At 64.8% G+C, this 16,984-nt stretch carries 17 protein-coding genes and 1 pseudogene; 12 read left to right on the top strand and 6 right to left on the bottom strand.

What is annotated here, in order from left to right; translation table 11 throughout:
* The first annotated feature begins 194 nt into the window (after positions 1 to 194).
* The 9 genes from A5650_RS03895 (at position 195) to A5650_RS03855 (ending at position 7,630) form a co-directional block, all read left to right on the top strand.
* Positions 195 to 1,409 (top strand): cytochrome P450, encoded by a 1,215-nt coding sequence (locus A5650_RS03895; RefSeq protein ID WP_502687042.1) that lies wholly within the window; start codon positions 195 to 197, stop codon positions 1,407 to 1,409.
* Positions 1,409 to 2,590, top strand: coding sequence for an acyl-CoA dehydrogenase family protein (locus A5650_RS03890; RefSeq protein ID WP_067286455.1), 1,182 nt, complete (start codon positions 1,409 to 1,411; stop codon positions 2,588 to 2,590). Before A5650_RS03895 ends, A5650_RS03890 begins: the two co-directional genes overlap by 1 nt.
* A 15-nt stretch (positions 2,591 to 2,605) precedes the next feature.
* Positions 2,606 to 3,163 (top strand): FAS1-like dehydratase domain-containing protein, encoded by a 558-nt coding sequence (locus A5650_RS03885; RefSeq protein ID WP_067286453.1) that lies wholly within the window; start codon positions 2,606 to 2,608, stop codon positions 3,161 to 3,163.
* Complete coding sequence (locus tag A5650_RS03880) at positions 3,163 to 3,576, top strand: Zn-ribbon domain-containing OB-fold protein (RefSeq protein ID WP_067286452.1); 414 nt, start codon at positions 3,163 to 3,165, stop codon at positions 3,574 to 3,576. Before A5650_RS03885 ends, A5650_RS03880 begins: the two co-directional genes overlap by 1 nt.
* Before the next feature lie 17 nt (positions 3,577 to 3,593).
* A complete protein-coding gene (locus A5650_RS03875; RefSeq protein ID WP_067286451.1) occupies positions 3,594 to 4,706 on the top strand; it encodes an acyl-CoA dehydrogenase family protein in 1,113 nt (370 codons plus the stop codon).
* Positions 4,703 to 5,155 carry a MaoC family dehydratase gene (locus A5650_RS03870; protein WP_067286449.1) on the top strand — a complete coding sequence of 151 codons (453 nt, stop codon included), beginning with the start codon at positions 4,703 to 4,705 and terminating at the stop codon, positions 5,153 to 5,155. Before A5650_RS03875 ends, A5650_RS03870 begins: the two co-directional genes overlap by 4 nt.
* The gene (locus tag A5650_RS03865) at positions 5,152 to 6,324 is read left to right on the top strand and encodes a lipid-transfer protein (protein WP_067286447.1); all 1,173 of its coding nucleotides are present in this window, start codon (positions 5,152 to 5,154) and stop codon (positions 6,322 to 6,324) included. The genes A5650_RS03870 and A5650_RS03865 overlap by 4 nt, the downstream gene beginning before the upstream one ends.
* A gap of 29 nt (positions 6,325 to 6,353) precedes the next feature.
* Positions 6,354 to 6,956 carry a TetR/AcrR family transcriptional regulator gene (locus A5650_RS03860; protein WP_067286445.1) on the top strand — a complete coding sequence of 201 codons (603 nt, stop codon included), beginning with the start codon at positions 6,354 to 6,356 and terminating at the stop codon, positions 6,954 to 6,956.
* Between the two features lie 104 nt (positions 6,957 to 7,060).
* Positions 7,061 to 7,630, top strand: coding sequence for a hypothetical protein (locus A5650_RS03855; RefSeq protein ID WP_156744000.1), 570 nt, complete (start codon positions 7,061 to 7,063; stop codon positions 7,628 to 7,630).
* 9 nt (positions 7,631 to 7,639) lie between these two features.
* Here the strand turns inward: A5650_RS03855 and A5650_RS03850 are convergent, their stop codons facing one another.
* The 3 genes from A5650_RS03850 to A5650_RS03840 form a co-directional block, all read right to left on the bottom strand.
* Positions 7,640 to 8,869, bottom strand: a complete 1,230-nt coding sequence (locus A5650_RS03850) for a cytochrome P450 (protein ID WP_067286441.1) — start codon at positions 8,867 to 8,869, stop codon at positions 7,640 to 7,642.
* The gene (locus tag A5650_RS03845; protein WP_067286439.1) at positions 8,866 to 10,086 is read right to left on the bottom strand and encodes a CaiB/BaiF CoA transferase family protein; all 1,221 of its coding nucleotides are present in this window, start codon (positions 10,084 to 10,086) and stop codon (positions 8,866 to 8,868) included. Before A5650_RS03845 ends, A5650_RS03850 begins: the two co-directional genes overlap by 4 nt.
* 72 nt (positions 10,087 to 10,158) lie before the next feature.
* The gene (locus tag A5650_RS03840; RefSeq protein ID WP_067286495.1) at positions 10,159 to 10,689 is read right to left on the bottom strand and encodes a nuclear transport factor 2 family protein; all 531 of its coding nucleotides are present in this window, start codon (positions 10,687 to 10,689) and stop codon (positions 10,159 to 10,161) included.
* 136 nt (positions 10,690 to 10,825) lie between these two features.
* Between A5650_RS03840 and A5650_RS03835 the strand changes: the two genes are divergently transcribed.
* A complete protein-coding gene (locus tag A5650_RS03835) occupies positions 10,826 to 12,436 on the top strand; it encodes a class I adenylate-forming enzyme family protein (protein WP_067286437.1) in 1,611 nt (536 codons plus the stop codon).
* A gap of 132 nt (positions 12,437 to 12,568) precedes the next feature.
* Positions 12,569 to 13,648: an NAD(P)H-dependent amine dehydrogenase family protein gene (locus A5650_RS03830; RefSeq protein WP_067286435.1), complete on the top strand. Its 1,080-nt coding sequence runs from the start codon at positions 12,569 to 12,571 to the stop codon at positions 13,646 to 13,648.
* Here A5650_RS03830 and A5650_RS03825 read toward each other — a convergent pair.
* The gene (locus tag A5650_RS03825) at positions 13,645 to 14,427 is read right to left on the bottom strand and encodes an SDR family NAD(P)-dependent oxidoreductase (protein WP_082950596.1); all 783 of its coding nucleotides are present in this window, start codon (positions 14,425 to 14,427) and stop codon (positions 13,645 to 13,647) included. The two genes, A5650_RS03830 and A5650_RS03825, sit on opposite strands and share 4 nt — an antisense overlap.
* Before the next feature lie 89 nt (positions 14,428 to 14,516).
* Between A5650_RS03825 and A5650_RS03820 the strand changes: the two genes are divergently transcribed.
* Positions 14,517 to 15,329 (top strand): mycofactocin-coupled SDR family oxidoreductase, encoded by an 813-nt coding sequence (locus A5650_RS03820; protein WP_067286492.1) that lies wholly within the window; start codon positions 14,517 to 14,519, stop codon positions 15,327 to 15,329.
* Here A5650_RS03820 and A5650_RS03815 read toward each other — a convergent pair.
* On the bottom strand, positions 15,326 to 16,423 hold the full coding sequence (locus tag A5650_RS03815) for an NAD(P)H-dependent amine dehydrogenase family protein (protein ID WP_156743999.1): 1,098 nt from the start codon (positions 16,421 to 16,423) through the stop codon (positions 15,326 to 15,328). The two genes, A5650_RS03820 and A5650_RS03815, sit on opposite strands and share 4 nt — an antisense overlap.
* A 70-nt stretch (positions 16,424 to 16,493) precedes the next feature.
* Positions 16,494 to 16,984: pseudogene (locus tag A5650_RS27070) on the bottom strand (hypothetical protein); the annotation flags it as partial.

Raw genomic sequence — 16,984 nt, 5'->3', positions numbered from 1 at the left:
AACCGTCTCACGAGACTCGAATGCCCGACATCTGCGCCTTGTGTGTACACCGGCCAGGGCCGCATAGTCAACGTTACAGGCCATTATCCTGCGACGATGCACATTGACACAGTCATCTCGCGTGCTGTAGACAAAGTCTCACCGGACATTTGCATCTGATTTGTCCGATGCCCGATGTGTTGAGGAGCGCCTGCGTGCCCATTGAATCCACACCCCGACCGACCTCCGCGCATCCTCTCCACTCTCCGGACTTCTATGCCGGCGACCCCTACCCGGCCTACCGGGAACTGCGCGCGACGACTCCGGTGGTGTGGAACGACGTCACGAACTTCTGGGCGCTGACCAAGTACGAGGACGTGCGCTTCGTCTCGGGCCACCCGATGTTGTTCTCGTCGACGCACGGCATCACCATTCCCGATCCGAGCCAGCCCGAGCCTGTTCAAGAAGGCAACCTGATCTTCACCGATCCGCCGCGGCACCGGCAGTTGCGCAAGCTCATCAACGCGGGATTCACCCGCCGTCAGGTATCGTTGCTGGAACCCACGATCCGGCGGATCGTCGACGGCATAGTCACCGGCATCGATCCCTCCCGCGAGTACGAATTCGCCGAAGAGATCGCGGCTCCCCTACCCACCCGGATGATCGCCGAAATGCTCGGCGCCGCACCGGAAGACTGGGAAAAGTTCCGCACCTGGTCCGATGCCGCCGTCGGCACCGCCGACCCCGACATCGAGCTGGATCACCTGGTCGCGCTCGGTCAGCTATACGAATACTTCACCAAGCTGATCGAGGCCCGGCGCTCCGGCGAGGTCTCCGGGCAGGACGATCTGTTGAGCATCCTCGCCGCCGCCGAAGTCGACGGGCAACGCCTCACCGACGCCGATCTGCTCAACTTCTCCTTCCTTCTCCTGGTGGCCGGCAACGAGACCACCCGCAATCTCATCGCGCTCGGTACGGCTGTGCTGCTGGATCATCCCGATCAGTTCGCACTGCTTCGTTCGGACCCGTCGCTGCTGACATGCGCGGTCGAGGAGATGCTGCGCTTCACCAGTCCGGTGACGCACATGGCGCGAAGGGCCACCGTCGATGTCGAAATCCGCGGCCAGAAGATCCAGGCCGGCGACACGGTGGTGATGCTGTACGGCGCCGCCAACCGCGATGAGGAGATCTTCGGACCCACGAGTGAGGAGTTTGATATCACGCGGAACCCGAACCCGCACATCGCCTTCGGCGCCGGCGAGCATGCGTGTCTCGGTGCGCAACTGGCACGGCTCGAGGCCAGGATCATGTTCGAGGTGCTCTTCGGTACCTATCCGAGCATCGAGCTGACGGGGGACGTGACCCGCCTACGCGCCACGATGGTGCCGGGCGTCAAACGCATGCCGGTGCGCCTGAAAGCGAGTGTGTGATGGACTTCGACTACACCCCCGAACAAGAGCGACTCCGCGCGGAGTTCCGGGAGCGCCTGGAGGCGGTGATGACCCCCGAGCGGCGTGCGGCGGTCTCCGGCCTGATGGAGGGTGGCGCGGCGATGGCCGAATGCAGGCGCGCGCTCGGGGAGGCCGGTCTGCTCGGCGTCGCGTGGCCCGTGGAGTACGGCGGACGCGGGCTGACCGCGTTGGAGCAGTACATCTTCAGCGAGGAGGCGCGCCGCGCGCATGCGCCGTTGCCGATGATCACGCTCAACACCGTCGGACCCACTCTGATTCAGTACGGCACCGAGGAACAGAAGCAGAAGTTTCTTCCCGCGATTCTCAAGGGCACCGTCGACTTCGCGATCGGCTACTCCGAGCCGGGAGCGGGCAGCGATCTCGCCTCGTTGCGGACAACCGCGGTGCGCGACGGCAATGAGTTCGTCATCAACGGCTCGAAGATGTTCACCAGCGGCGCGGAGTTCGCCGACTACATCTGGCTGGCGGCGCGCACCGATCCAGAAGCCAAGAAGCACAAGGGCATCACCGTGTTCATCGTGCCGACCGACTCGCCGGGGTTCTCGTGGAAACCGCTGCACACGATGCCCGGTGTGTCGACCTACTACACGTTCTACGACGACGTGCGGGTACCCCAGAGCGCGATCGTGCTCGGCGAGAACCAAGGCTGGAAGCTGGTGACCAACCAGCTGAACCTGGAGCGCGCGGCGCTCGGCAACCTCGGTGCACTCGAGCCGTTGTTCGCCAAGACCGTGGAATGGGCCAGGACCACGCCGCTGGACGACGGACGCGTGATCGACCAGCCGTGGGTCCAACAGGCCCTCGCGCGTGTCGAGGCGCAGGTCGCTGCTTATCGATTGCTGAACCTGCGGGTCAACAGCAACATGAGCTCCGGGGCGCTCGGGATGGGGGAAGCCTCTGCGGCAAAGGTATTCGGAACTGAGCTCACCCAGCAGGTGGCCCGCGAACTTCTCGACGTCGTCGGGCAGACCGGCACCCGGAAGGGCTCCGACGCGCCCCTGAAGGGTGAACTCGAAAGCGCCTACCGCCTCGCCGTCATCAACACCTTCGGAGGCGGCGCAAACGAACTGCAACGAGACATCATCGCCATGGCGGGCCTCGGGATGCCACGCGCACCCCGCGACATGCGAGCGTCCTGAGAAAGGAATCCAGCAGTGACCACAGCGAAAGACGAACTGCGCGAGCGCCTCGACGCGCTCATCGGCAAGCCCACTGACGGTGTCGGCAAGCCGGTGCGCGCACCGGATCCGGTGAATGCGGCAATGATTCGCCACTGGGCGTACGCCCTGGGCGACATGAACCCGGCCTACCTCGACCCCGAGTTCGCGAAGAACTCTCGCTACGGCGACATCGTGTCACCGCCGGTGATGCTGCAGACCTGGACGATGCCGCCGCCGAAGCTGGAGGGCATCCACGAGCGCGGCGGTGTGCCGATCGAGATGAAGGGTGAGAATCCGCTGCAGTTTCTCGCCGATGCCGGCTACACCGGCATCATCGCGACGAACTCCGAGTTCGAGATCGAGCGCTATCCGCGGGTCGGAGACGAGATCACCTCCGAGACGGTCTTCGACTCGATCTCCGATGAGAAGAAGACGGCCATGGGCAACGGGTTCTTCGTCACATGGGTGACGACATACCGCGATCAAAATGGCGAAGTCATCGGCCGCCAGTGGTTTCGCACGCTGCGGTTCAAGACGGGTGGGAGTGCTTGATGGCCAGCAGACTCGCCCCGTCGATCAGTCCGGACACGGAGTTCTTCTGGTCCGGGCTCAAGGATCACGAGCTCCGCATCCAGCGCTGCACCGACTGCAAGACCTTCCGCGTTCCGCCGCGACCGATGTGCGGTAGCTGCCAGTCGCTCAACTGGGACTACGTCGTCTCCAGCGGACGCGGCGCGGTCTACAGCTTTGTGATGCCACAGTACCCGCCGCTGCCCTTTCTCGAATATCCCTACGTGGTCGCGCTGATCGAACTCGACGAAGGTGTTCGCATCGTGTCGAACCTGTGCGATATCGAGCCCGAGGCGATCGAGGTCGGAATGCCCGTCGAAGTCTTCTACGAGACCTTCGAGGCACTGCCAAGCGGGGAAGAGCTGGTGTTGCACCAGTTTCGGCCGGCGCGCTGAACTAGAGGAAGCCACACATGGATTTCACCTTCACCGAGGAGCAGGAGACCGTCGCCAAGGTCGCCCGACAGCTCTTCGAGCACCGCGCCACACCAGAGCATTTGACCGAGCTCGAAGCGGGCAAGCTGCGGTACGACGCAGCACTGTGGGCCGAGTTGGCGTCGGCCGACCTGCTCGGAATCGCGCTGCCGGAATCGGTCGGCGGTACCGGTGGTGGTTTCCTCGAGTTGGGTGTGCTGCTCAGCGAGGTCGGGTACAGCGTTGCGCCGGTCCCGGTGTACGCGACGCTCGTCCTCGGCGCCGATACCATTGCCCGGCACGGTGATTCAGAGCTTCAACGGCGATGGCTGCCCGGGGTGGTCGACGGCAGCACCCTGCTGACCGCGGCGCTGGCCGAACCGGGCAACTCGGATCCGACCACACCGCGAACCGCCGCACGGGCTGACGGGCAGGGCTGGCGGCTCACCGGCTTCAAGGAATTGGTGCCCGCGGCGCAGATCGCGTCGGCCATCGTGGTGTCGGCCACGACGGCCGACGGCCCCGGCTTGTTCGTCGTTGAAACCGACGGCAGCGGCGTTGATGTGACGCCGGCGCCAACGACAAACGGCGAGCCTTTCGCCGACATCGAATTGACCGATGCCCTCGGGTCGCGGCTCACCGAGAATGCCGATGCCGACATCGTCCGCGCGTTGTACAGCAGAGCACTGGTGGGTTTGTGCGCGATGCAGGTCGGGGTCGCCGACCGTGCGCTGAAGCTCGCCGCGTCCTACACCAGCGAGCGTGAGCAATTCGGCCGCCCGATCGGATCGTTTCAGGCCGTTCAACAGCGTCTGGCCGACGCGTTCATCGACACCGAAGCGATCCGCTGGACCACGTGGCACGCGGCCTGGCTGATCGCCGAAGGCAGGCCCGCCGAGCGCGAGGCGGCCATCGCCAAGTTCTGGGCCGCCGAGGCCGGTGCGCGGGTCACCGCGTCCGCCCAGCAGGTACACGGCGGTATGGGCATCGACGTCACCTACCCCCTGTCCCGCTACTTCCTGTGGGCCAAGCAGATTGAACTCGCGCTCGGATCGGCATCACAGCAGCTGTCCCGGCTCGGCAACGCATACGCGGAAGGACCAAACCAATGACCTCCACATTGAACCGCACCACCACGCTCGCGTGGAACGACGTCAACGTGGGCGACCAGGTGACGCCGCTGGACGTTCCCGTCACCACCACGCTGATCGTCGCCGGCGCGATAGCGTCCCGCGACTACATGCCGGTGCACCACGATCGTGACTTCGCCAATTCCCAAGGTTCCAAGGACATCTTCCTGAATATCCTGACGACCAACGGGCTGTGTGTGAAGTTTCTCCACGACTGGGCGGGACCCGAGGCCATGGTCAAGAAGCTGTCCATCCGGCTGGGCGTGCCCGCCTATCCGAACGACCCGCTGCGGTTCGAAGGCAGCGTCACCGACAAGTCCGCGGCGGACGGCGAGGGGCTCATCGAGGTCACCTTCAAGGGCACCAACAGCCTGGGCGATCACGTGAAGGGCACGGCGGTGCTGAGCCTGCTCGAGGGTGTCCGGGCATGACGAAAGACGGCATCGGCGGCAGGGCCGCGCTCGTCGGAATCGGCCAGACCGAATTCTCCAAGGAATCCGGCCGGACCGAGATGCAACTGGCCTGTGAAGCGGTCAAGGCGGCCATCGAAGATGCGGGCCTGAGCCCCAAGGACATCGACGGCATGGTGACGTTCTCCGTCGACGAGAACGAAGAGATCGAGGTCGCCCGCAACGTCGGTATCGAGAACCTCACCTTCTTCACCCGGGTGCCGCACGGAGGCGGTGCCGCCGCGGGCACAGTGATGCAGGCCGCGATGGCGGTCGCAACGGGTGCAGCCGAGGCAGTGGTCTGCTACCGGGCTTTCAACGAGCGCTCCGGGTTTCGGTTCGGCGGCGCCGGCCGCCAGCCCGGCGTCACCCCGCTGTGGATGGCGCCATATGCCCCGTTCGGATTCATGACACCGGCGGCGTGGGTTGCTCTGCATGCTCAGCGCTACATGAGCACGTACGGCGTCACCAACGCCGACTTCGGCACGATCTCCGTCATCGACCGCAAGCACGCGGCCAAGAATCCCGATGCCTGGTTCTACGAGAAGCCGATCACCCTCGAACAGCATCAGGAGTCACGTTGGATCATCCAGCCGGTGTTGCGTCTGCTCGACTGCTGTCAGGAGAGCGACGGCGGGGTGGCGATGGTGGTGACCAGTGTCGAGCGCGCGCGTGATCTCGCCAAGCCGCCTGCCGTGATCACGGCCGCGGCCCAGGGCGCCGCATACGACGGCGAGGTGATGACGAGTTACTACCGCGATGACATCACCGGCCTTCCCGAGATGGGCGTGGTCGGCGACAAGCTTTGGCGCAATTCCGGATTGAAGCCCGACGATATCTCGACCGCATTCCTCTACGACCACTTCACTCCGTTCGTGTTCACGCAACTCGAGGAACTCGGATTCTGCGGCCGAGGGGAGGCCAAGGACTTCGTATCGGTCGACGAGCTCTCGCTGGGCGGCAGGATGCCCATCAACACCAACGGCGGACTACTGGGCGAGGCCTATATCCACGGGATGAACGGCATCACCGAAGGCGTCCGCCAGATCCGCGGCACCTCGTACAACCAGGTCGACGAGGTTGAACATGTGCTGGTGACCTCGGGCACCGGCGTCCCCACCAGCGGCCTCATCCTCGCACCGGACCGCTGAGCGGTTAATGTCGTGCGGTGGCGTCTGACATGACCCAATCGGTGGAGATCGACACCCGGGATGTCATCATCTCGGCCGCCTTCTCCTGCTTTCGCACGCGCGGGCTTGCCAAGACGACCATCGTCGACATCGCCCGCGCCGCCGACGTGTCACGCAGCACCTTCTACGAGTACTTCCGGGACAAGGAGACGATCGTGGAAGCGTGCGCCGAGGCGGCGTCGCAACGGTTCTACCGCAACATGGCCAAGGCCATCGACCGTCACGGAGGCAGCACGCTGGAGGGGCGGTTGACGCGCGCCGCGGTCTTCGTCGCGCAGGCGCGTCGAGTGGTCGAACCCGAGGCCTACTTCGACGCCGCCGAAGTCAGCCTCATGATGACGAAGAACGCTGCCACCCTCCTGAAGGAGTGCGCCGACTTTCTGGCCCCCTTCGTGGCCGCCGCCAAGCTTACCGGCGAGGTCCGTGTGGACCTTGACGTGCCGTCGGCGTGTGAGTGGTTCGCCCGAATGTTGTTCTCGCTGTTCACCACTCCGTCAGCCGTCATCGACATGCGCGACGACGATGCCGTGGCCGAATTTGTAGGGACATACGCTGTGAACGGATTCATCGACAGCGGTCGGCGCAGGCGATAGCGAGATCAGTCCATGGGGGAACCGGACGGATGCAACCTGATGAAAATCTGTATTCTCATACCTGAGTATTCCCGCTTCCGCCAGCACGCACCCGGAGGGCCCAGGTGAAACCCACCGCAGCGACCGCAACGCCGATGCCGACGCCGAGACGGGCGGCACACCGGCCGCCGGACCGGGACCACGCAGCGCCCTACAAGCTGGTCGTCATCGCACCGGATGCGGTGGAGGCGGTAGCGGCGGCCGGCGGGCTCGTCGTCGACGCACTACGCGGGGGGTGGCTCGTGGACATCTACCTCGAGACCGAGGCACACGCGTGCGCCGTCCGCATCCTCGGTGCCACGAGCCATCTCCTGCCGAGCAGCTTCGATACCGAGTCGCATCGCCCGGACGCGGTGTTGTTCGCCGCAGGTATGTACTCGAAGCATCGCGAAGTGCGCCGCTTCATCGCGGACGCCAGGCGGCGACACGGTGCGGACGTGGCCGCGTGGGGCGGAACCTGGGTTGCTGCACCAGCTTCCGCCTCCGACATCGAACACCGTCTTAGCTCCGCCGCACGCGCCTTCAAGTACTACGCGCTGAAAGCAGCGGGCACGGAGGTGTCTGCGTGCACCAACGAAGCATTCAACGGTGGTTTTCACCGTCTCACGGTAGTCGAACCGGCACTTCCGGCCTGAGGAACTGCCTCAGCAAATCCGGCGCACCGGGACGTTGGAATAGCCGCACACGTTGGACATCGCCACGCGCCGAAGGCCGTCGCGGTCGACCTCGTACTCGGGGATGAGGTCGAGCAGTGCATCGAGCGCGATGCGGCTTTCCATGCGCGCCAATGCGGCCCCGAGACAACTGTGCACGCCGTAACCCAAGGCGAGGTTGAAGCCCATTCTGCGGTCTCGGTCGATGTCGAGTCGGTCGGGGTCATCGAACATCCGCTCGTCGCGCAGGGCGGACCCGGTCACGAGCAACACGGCCGCATCCCTCGGAATCGTGGTGCCGTAGTAGGTGACATCGCGCGTCGCCGTGCGGACCTGATACTGCGACGGCGCTTCGTATCGCAGTAGTTCCTCAACCGCGGCAGGGATCTTGCTGCGGTCATCGCGAAGTTTGCGCCACTGATCGGGGAAGTCGGCGAATGTGACCATCGCATTTCCCACCAGTTTGGTGACCGTTTCCGCGCCGGCACCTCCGAGCATCGTGGCGAAGCCGGTGATGTCGACATCGGTGAGCTTCTCCACCACGCCGTCACGCTCGATCTCGGTCTCGATGAGGCGGCTGATCATGTCGTCCTGCGGCACCGCCCGACGCTGCTGTACGAGGTCATAGTAGTAGAGTCCGGTGTTCATCGAGGCCTCGTATCCCTCTCGGGGAACGGCGATCTCACCGGGGCGACGTTCGAGCAGGAGATCCAGCCAGCGGCGGATCTGGTCGCGGTCCTCCTTCGGCACGCCGAGCATGGTCGTGATGACCTCGTTCGGGAACAGGGCCGAGAAATCGGCGACGACGTCGAACTTCTCCGGGTTCAGCGCCTCGATGCGTTCGTAGACCTTCTCGCGCACCATGTCCTCGAGCGCGGCGATCGCACGGGGGGTGAAGACGTTGCTGACCAGTCGCCGCATCTTCTGGTGCTCCGGCGGATCCATCGAGATGATCACCTTCGGCACCGGGATCGCGTCGTCGTGTGCCTTGACCATGTCGAGCGTGGCGCCCTTGGCCGACGAGAAGGTCTCGTGATTCTTGGTCGCGGGTGCCACGTCGTCGTAGCGGGTGAGCGCCCAGAAGTCCCACTTCTCGTTGTAGTAGATCGGCAACTCGTTGCGCAGGCGACGGTAGGTGTCGTAGGCGCCGTCGAAGAAGTCTTGCGAGAACGGGTCGAATTCGACGGGCCGTCCATCGACCTCGTTCGAGGGCGCGTTCACAGAATCGCTCCAGCCTCCTTGAGTTCTTCGATTGTGTCCCATTCGATTCCGGCGTCCATGAGGATTTCCTCGGTGTGCTGACCGTGCTCGGGCGCACCACCGGGAGTAACCGACCGCTCGTTGAACTGAACGGGATTGGTGGGCAGCGAGAAAGGCACGCCGTTGACGGTCTGGGTGTGGGCGACATATCCGTTGGCGGTGATTGCCGGGTCGTCGCAGAGCTCACCCGGGGTCTGCACAATGCCCCACGCCCCCGAGAGCGCTGCCAGAACCTCCCGCCACTCGGCCAGGGTGCGCTTGGCGAATGCCTCGTCGAGCAGGGCGATGAGGCTGACCCGGTTCTCGAACCGTGAAGCGGGGTCGACGAACCGCGGGTCGTCGATCAGTTCCGGCAGCCCGATGACCCGCATCGCCTCGGCGTAGAACTTGTCGAGTTGCAGCATCATCAACTGGACGTAGCGTCCGTCCTTCGTGCGGTACGTCCCCACCAGCGGGTTGGGTGCATCCGCGTGGCCGAACTTGGGAATCGAACTACCGCCGTGGATTTGGCTCACCGCGACGTCGGGGCTGAGGTTCCAGGCTGCAAGGCCAAGCAACGACACGTCTACGACCGATCCCTCGCCGGTGGTCGCCTTCTTGTACAGCGCCGCGGCGATACCGCCTGCGATGGTCATGCCACCGAGCAGGTCACCGAATGCCGGGCGAGAGCGGACGAGCTCGTCGGCCTCCTCCGTCAACGCGGTGGCGATCCCGCCGCGCGCCCAATACGAGACACCGTCGTAGCCCGGCTTGTCCGCATCCGGCCCCTTCGGGCCGTGGCCGGATCCCCGCACGTACACGATGCTCGGATTGACCGCCCGGATGTCGTCGACGTCGATGCCGAACTTCCGCCGGCGATCCGGCAGATAGCTGGTCAGGAACACATCACAGGTCTTGGCCAGCGCGTGCACCACCTCCCGACCACCCGGCGTGCTCAGATCTACACCGATCGACTTCTTGCCGCGATTCGGGATCTCGATCATGTAATTGACCGAACCACCACCCTCATCGACGATTCCCATGGTGACGAGACCACGCTGCGGATCACCGCCGTCACGCGGTTCGACCTTGATGACCTCGGCACCCCACTCGGCGAGGACTGCACCAGCCGACGGAACGAATGTCCATGCGGCGACCTCGAGCACCCGCACTCCGCTGAGCACGTTATCGACGGAAATGTCGTCCTCCTACAGGCGTTAACGGACATTTTCAGATTTGAGAATCACACTATCGTGGGCCTTGGGGGCGCGCTACGGCCGCCGGGACAGGCGCTCGGGAAGCGCCGGGTCACCGCTGTCCCAGAATGCCCGCCAGGTCGGCATGCGGTGGGGCATCTGTGCGCGCAGCGGTACATCGGTGGGCCACCGGATGAATTCCGGGCCGGGCCGCTCGGTCACGTCGACGGAGTACCAGGGATGCTCGCGTCGCTTGACGAAGTACCAGGCGCCGTCGCGGCGTTCGTAGACGTCGTCGTAACGCATCGTGATGACATACCATCCGTCGCCGTCCTCATGCTCAGCCCGGCAGTAAGCCGAACCCGTCGCATGGTCGGGATCGGCGAAATCGAAAGCATGTCCGCAGATCAGGTGGATGCTTCGATAGAACCTCCGCAGCACCTCGTCGTACCACTGCCTGAGCGCCGCCCTACCGACGCCGTGCGACCCGGCGGCGACGTCGTCGACGAACAACGCCACCAGGGCATCGAGATCCCGCGCATCGAGCGCCATGGCGTAGCGGCTGGGCAGTTGGGCGATCTCGATGCTGGACTCGAGTCGATCCACCCGGTCGGACATCGACATGGCCGGAGTCTAATGGCCGGGGACATCGAGCGAGAACCGATATTCTCGTTTCCGGTGCGGATAGCTATCCTGTTGAGGCCAGCCCGTCCGAGCGCAGGACCGCTAAGGAATCCACCCCGTGCCCTTCCCGACACTCACGCCCACGATCCCCGCCCTCGTCAGATCGTCTGCGGCGCGGTTCGGAGACAAGCCGTTTCTCGTCTCGGATGGTCAGACGCTGACCTACGCGGACCTGGACCAGCAGTCCGCGCGGTTGGCGACGGCGCTGCTCGACGAGGGCTTCGGGAAGGGGGACCACGTCGGCATCCTGATGCCCAACAGCGTCGACTGGGCGGTCGCCTGGTTCGCGATCACGCGTGTCGGCGCGGTCGCGGTGCCGCTGAACACGTTCTACAAGGCGTCTGAGCTGGCATGGACCGCCCGGCACGCCGATCTGCGCGCAATTCTCGCCCAGTCGAGCTTTCGTGGCCACAGCTTCCTCGACCGCCTCGAGGAGGCGCTGCCCGGCCTCGCCGCCCAGGGCAGTCCCGGCAGGCTGGCCGTGTCCGGAGCGCCGTTTCTGCGCACTATTTCAGTGAGGGGACGCTGCGACCGGCCGTGGGCGACGACGCTGCCGGCCAGCGCGGACGGGCGATACGGCGCCGACTTCTTGACGGAGGTCGAGTCGTGCGTGACACCGGCCGACGACGCGATGATCATCTACACCTCGGGCAGCACCGGAGACCCGAAAGGCCCTGTGCACACGCACGGTACGTTGGTGCGTCACACGTACAACCTGACCTTCGACTACGGCGTCACGAACACCACGGTGATGTTCACGGCGATGCCGTTCTTCTGGGTCGGTGGTTTGATCACCGGCCTCCATGCGGTGATTCACCACGGTGCGACGCTGGTGACCCAACCGGCGTTCGACGCCGCTGACGCGCTGGAGTTGATCGAGCGTCATCGCGCGACCATCACGCTGGGTTGGCCACAGCAAGGCAAGTCACTGGCCGAGCACCCGGACTTCGCCCGGCGCGACCTCAGCTCGGTGCAGCGCACCAGCATGCCCGCCATGGTGCCCCCCGAACGCCGGCCCAAGGGCCCCAATGCGCTGGGGATGACCGAACTCTGCGGCAACCACATCGGCGTCGACCCATATCCACCGCAGCCGGCCGATCGCTCGGTGACGGGCGGATACTCGGTCGAAGGGTTGTCGCATGTTCTCGTCGACCCAGAAACGGGGGACCCCGTCCCCCCGGGCAGCGATGGCGAGATCTGGGTGCGTGGCTACTCGCTCATGCAGCGGCTTTACAAGCGTGAGCGGGAGGACGTGTTCACGCCCGACGGCTACTACCGAACGGGCGACTGTGGAATCCAGTACGACGACGGCTGGATCACGTTCACCGGGCGGTTGGGCGACCTGATCAAAACCAGTGGCGGCACCAACGTCACACCGGGAGAAGTGGAATCGGCCCTGTCCGGGTGCGACGGCGTTCTCGAGGCGTATGTCGTCGGCGCCGAGGACGGCCACAACGGAACGATCGTGGCCGCGGCGGTGGTTCCGCGCGGCGACGCGAAGCTGGATGCCGAGGCTCTGCGGGCGAATGTCCGCAACCGCCTGTCGGCATACAAGGTTCCGAAGTTCATCTGGGTCACCGACAAAGAGGCGCTGCCGTTCACCGCCACGGGCAAGGTCAAGAAGTCGGACCTCGCCAAGCAGCTCAGTGATCTCTTGTCTGAGAGGTGAGTCCGTAGCTCTCGCGAAGATGGTTTCCCATTTTCGGAAACTCCCATTTCCGCTCCGGTACATTCGCGACGAGGCATTGGAACCGGGCCACCTCCCCGATCCCCGCCCTGGGATACCGAAGGAGTTCAATCCGTGACTGACAAGCCATTACGGGTCGCCGTCATATCCACCGGTTGGATCAGCAGCCTGTCGATCCGTGCGATCGTCCGACGGCCGCACCTCCACCTGGTCGGGGTTTGGGTGCACAGCGCCGAGAAGGTCGGACGCGACGCCGGCGAGATCGTCGGGTTGGGCCCGATCGGGGTGATCACCACCGGTGATCTCGACGACATCATCGCCGCCAATCCCGATTGCGTGGTCTACGGCGCGGCCAGCCCGGAGATGGACGCCGCCGCGGTGCGCGACTACGTCCGTCTGCTCGATGCCGGGCTCAACGTGGTGACCACCAACACCCCGGGAATGATGTTCCCTGACAGATGGATCCCGCAGCTGGCCGATCAGGTCCGTGCCGCCGCCTTGTCCGGAGGAGCCACGATCTACACGTCGGGTATCGAACCCGGCTTCGCCGGCGACCAGCTCGCGGTGCTACTGAGCACGCTGTCGAACACCATCCGGTCCATACGGGCGCAGGAAATCTTCGACTACTCGGCATACCCCAACCGGGACCTCATGATCGACGCCATGGGCTTCGGCAAGCCGCTCGATTTCACGCCGCTCCTCGAACTCGACGGTGCCCAACAGTTCGCCTGGGGACCGCCGATCGGGTTGGTGGCCAAAGCTCTTGGTGTTGAGCTCGAGAAGGTCACCGAGTCCTACGAGCGGGTGCTCACCCCGCGAGATCTGCATGTCGCGTGCGGAACCATTCCCGCGGGAACTTGCGGCGCGGTGCGGGCCGAGACCACCGGCATCGTCGACGGCCACCCCGTGATCACGATCGAGCACATCAATCGGATGGCGCCCGACCTGGCACCCGAGTGGGCCTCGGCGCCCAACGGCACCTACCGGCTCATCATCGACGGCCAACCCCACATCCGGTGCGACCTGAACCTCGGCACCGAGGACACGCCAGAGTCGGCCAACGCCAATGCGATGGAGGCGACGGCCATGCGGGTCGTCAATGCCATCCCCTACGTCGTCGACGCTGCGCCGGGGATCGCCACGTCACTTGATCTGCCGATCACGGCGCCGCGCAACGCGCTCGCCTTCGGCTAGACCGTGAACATCGGTCCGCGTGGTGCGCCCCGCACCTCATTGCCGCCGTCGATCGCGAAGCTCTGCCCCGTCATCCAGCCGGATTCGGGTCCAGCCAGGTAGCGCACACCGGGAGCGATGTCGTCGGAGACACCGAGCCTGCCAAGCGGTACCCGTTCCAGGAAGCTGCTCGTCAGCTCTTCGAGGTGGATGTAGCCCTGAGTGGTGGCAGCTTCTGTCAGGCCGGGACGTACCGCGTTGACACGAATACCGCGCGGGCCCAGTTCTGAGGCGGCGACGCGGATGAACATCTCGAGCGCGGCCTTGCCCGCCGAGTAGTGCCCCAGCCCCTCCATCGGAATCTTGGCGGATGTCGACGAGATGAACACGATCGAACCGCCGTCCGCCATCAACGGCGCCGAATAGCGCAGCGCCAGAAAGTTCGAGCGCAGGTTGCCCATCACGAAATTCGTAAAGGTTTCGAGGTCCTGTTCCACGAGCGGCCCCGTGCCGCCGCTGGCCACCGTGCCGATGACGATGTTCAGCCGATCGTGGACATCGTGGGCCGACTGTGCGGCTGCTTTCACGGTGTCCTCGTCTTCGGGATCCCCCTTGTGCAGCACAATCTCCGCGTCCGGCGCGGCCTCATGAATCCGGTCGCGCGTCGCCTCCAGCCGCCTCATGGATCGCCCCAGGAGGTACAAAGTCGCACCGTCGATCGCCAGCAATCTGGCTGAGGCCTGGGCGATCCCTGCAGATGCACCGAGAACGAACGCCGTCTGACCGTCGAGCACACCCATGATCGGAGAAGCTATCACTTACGCAACGGACGCTCTCCAAAACCGTTAATCCGAATTCTCAGGTGCGGTAGCGTTCGCGTGTGCCCGACATGACCGACAAAGTCGCGCTCATCACCGGGGCGGCCCGCGGACAGGGACGCGCTCATGCCGAAAGGCTCAGCGCCGATGGTGCCGACGTCATTCTCGTTGACATCGCCGGCCCGCTACCACCGAGTGTTCCCTACGATTCCGCCACGCCTGAGGATCTGGCCGAGACGGCGGAGAGGGTTAAAGCCAATGACCGGCGGGCGGTGACGGCGGTCGTCGACACCCGAGACCACGACGGTCTCTGTACCGCCGTCGACAACGCGGTCACCGAGCTCGGCCGACTCGATGTCATCGTTGCCAACGCGGGAATCTGCGTGCCTGCCGCGTGGGATCACGTGTCACCGCGTGACTTTCAGGACACCATCGACATCAACATCGTCGGTACCTGGAACACGGTGATGGCGGGGGCCAAGCACATCATCGCCGGCGGGCGGGGTGGCTCCATCATCCTCGTCGGGTCGGCCGCCGGCCTCACCGTGGAGCCGTTCATGATCGCCTACACGGCCAGTAAGCACGCCGTGACGGCCCTGGCGCGTTCGTTCGCCGCCGAACTCGGCAAGTACCACATCCGAGTGAACAGCTTGCACCCCGGCTCGGTGGCGACGCCGATGGGAAGCGGTCGGATGATCGAGGCGATGGCCGAGGCAGCGAAGTCGAATCCGGCGCTGCGTCCCGGCTTCGCAAAGCAACTCATGCCGGACGCGATCACCACGGCGGAGGACATCGCCAGTGCGGTCGCGTGGTTGGCATCTGACGAGGCGAGATTCGTCACGGCCGCCGCCATTCCGGTGGACGTCGGCGTGACGGGCAGCTAAGCGCTGGACTGCCGGGTGACAACCGACGGCCCCGACAGGGGGCTGGAGATCACGCCCGGTGGGGCTCCGACAACGCTCGGGATGGCGTTCACCGCCGCGAGCGCCGTCGCCACGACACCCGGATTCACCCGGTCGTCGCTCGATTGCTCCAGGTGCAGTTCGAGGCTCATGTTGGGATTGCCGTTGACGCGGAACACCATTCCGCCTTGGCCTTCGCGTGCCGGCTTGGGCCAACGATCGGGCCACGGTGTGCTGCTGACCGTCGCGAAGTATTGAACCGCGACGGCAGGGCGGCCTCTGACGATGCCGGCGAGCTGCCACCTGTGCGCACAGATCGTCCCCTCGGGGATGACACCGAGCGCGGTCGGAAGCGCGGTCGGCGCGAGCAGGGTCTCCCAATCGAGCTCGATCCCGTCGAGTTCGAATCCGAGGATGTCGGCGATATAGGTCACCACCGTGCTCCAGTCCTTGTTGACCTTTCCCGATGCGATTCGAACCGGCACATGGCCGTCGGGCTTACCGAATCCCATCGACTCATGTAGGACATCCCATATCGGGTATGCCTTGTCGAGGTCGACCGCGTATTCATCCATCCGGTACGAGTCGACTCGACCCGCTCCGCTCAGCAGGGCCGTAGGGATGTTCAGGCTGATGAACCCCGGCTCGCTACCGGTGGCATAGAACGTTGAATTCCCCTCAACAGCTGCCTTTTCCAGGCCCTCTCGCCATGGGGCGGGAGCGGCCCTGGGATAGATCATCGGGATCAACGAGAACGTCACCACGTTGACCCCGGCTCTGAGGTACGTGGCGATGTCCGCGATCGCCTCTTCTTCGCGGCGGACGGCGGTAGCGCAATATGTCACGCAGTCGGGTTTGAGCGCGAGTACAGCTGAGAGGTCATCGGTCGCACGTACTCCGACCGGTGGTGCACCGCACAGTTCTCCTGCGTCCATTCCGGCTTTTTCCCGCGTCGACACCTTCACCCCGACGAGATCGAGCGACGGGTCCTCGATGACCGCGCGCAACGCCTCCCTGCCTGTCAACCCGGTGCCGACATGCACAACTCGATAGCGACGACCGGTAAAGTCGGTCATGGTTCCTTCCCTCCTCACCCCTGCAGGGCAACAGTTCTCGTCATTGTGACTGACCTGGGACTGACCGTTGTCATCGGTAGAACGGTCCCGGCTTGCCGGCTTCCTCGAGATGACCGTATGGGTCATACAGGTTGACATCCGGATACGGGTTCTGATCGAAGGAGGGCCGCGACAGACCTGCCTCCCGCAGCCCGGACAGCACGGCCAGCGGCACAGCGAACGACACCAGACCCACCGTCACCGATACCAACAGCTGCCGAGTGAGCGTCAGCTTCGGCCGCCCACGCCTTGCGGGCATCCAGCGCGCGAGACGGTTGATCAACACCAGTTCGCCACTCTCGTCTCGCACACACATCACGGCGACCATGGCGAAGATCGGGGCGTCGTAAACCGCCATGATCACGGGAAAGTGGATGTGACCGATGTGCAGCACCGGACCGACTGCCTCTGTGTAGTAGAAGATTCCGGCTCTCATCCAGGTGAACTGGATGAGCCCGTTTATCGGGACGGCGATGATCGTCGCACCGATGAACACCCGCAGCAGTCTGCGCGGCGCCAACC

Source organism: Mycobacterium sp. 1164985.4, from assembly GCF_001668575.1.
In the GTDB taxonomy this organism is placed as follows: Bacteria; Actinomycetota; Actinomycetes; order Mycobacteriales; family Mycobacteriaceae; genus Mycobacterium.
The sequence above is the reverse complement of the archived record's forward strand: the minus strand, read 5'-3'. Positions and strand labels throughout refer to the sequence as shown.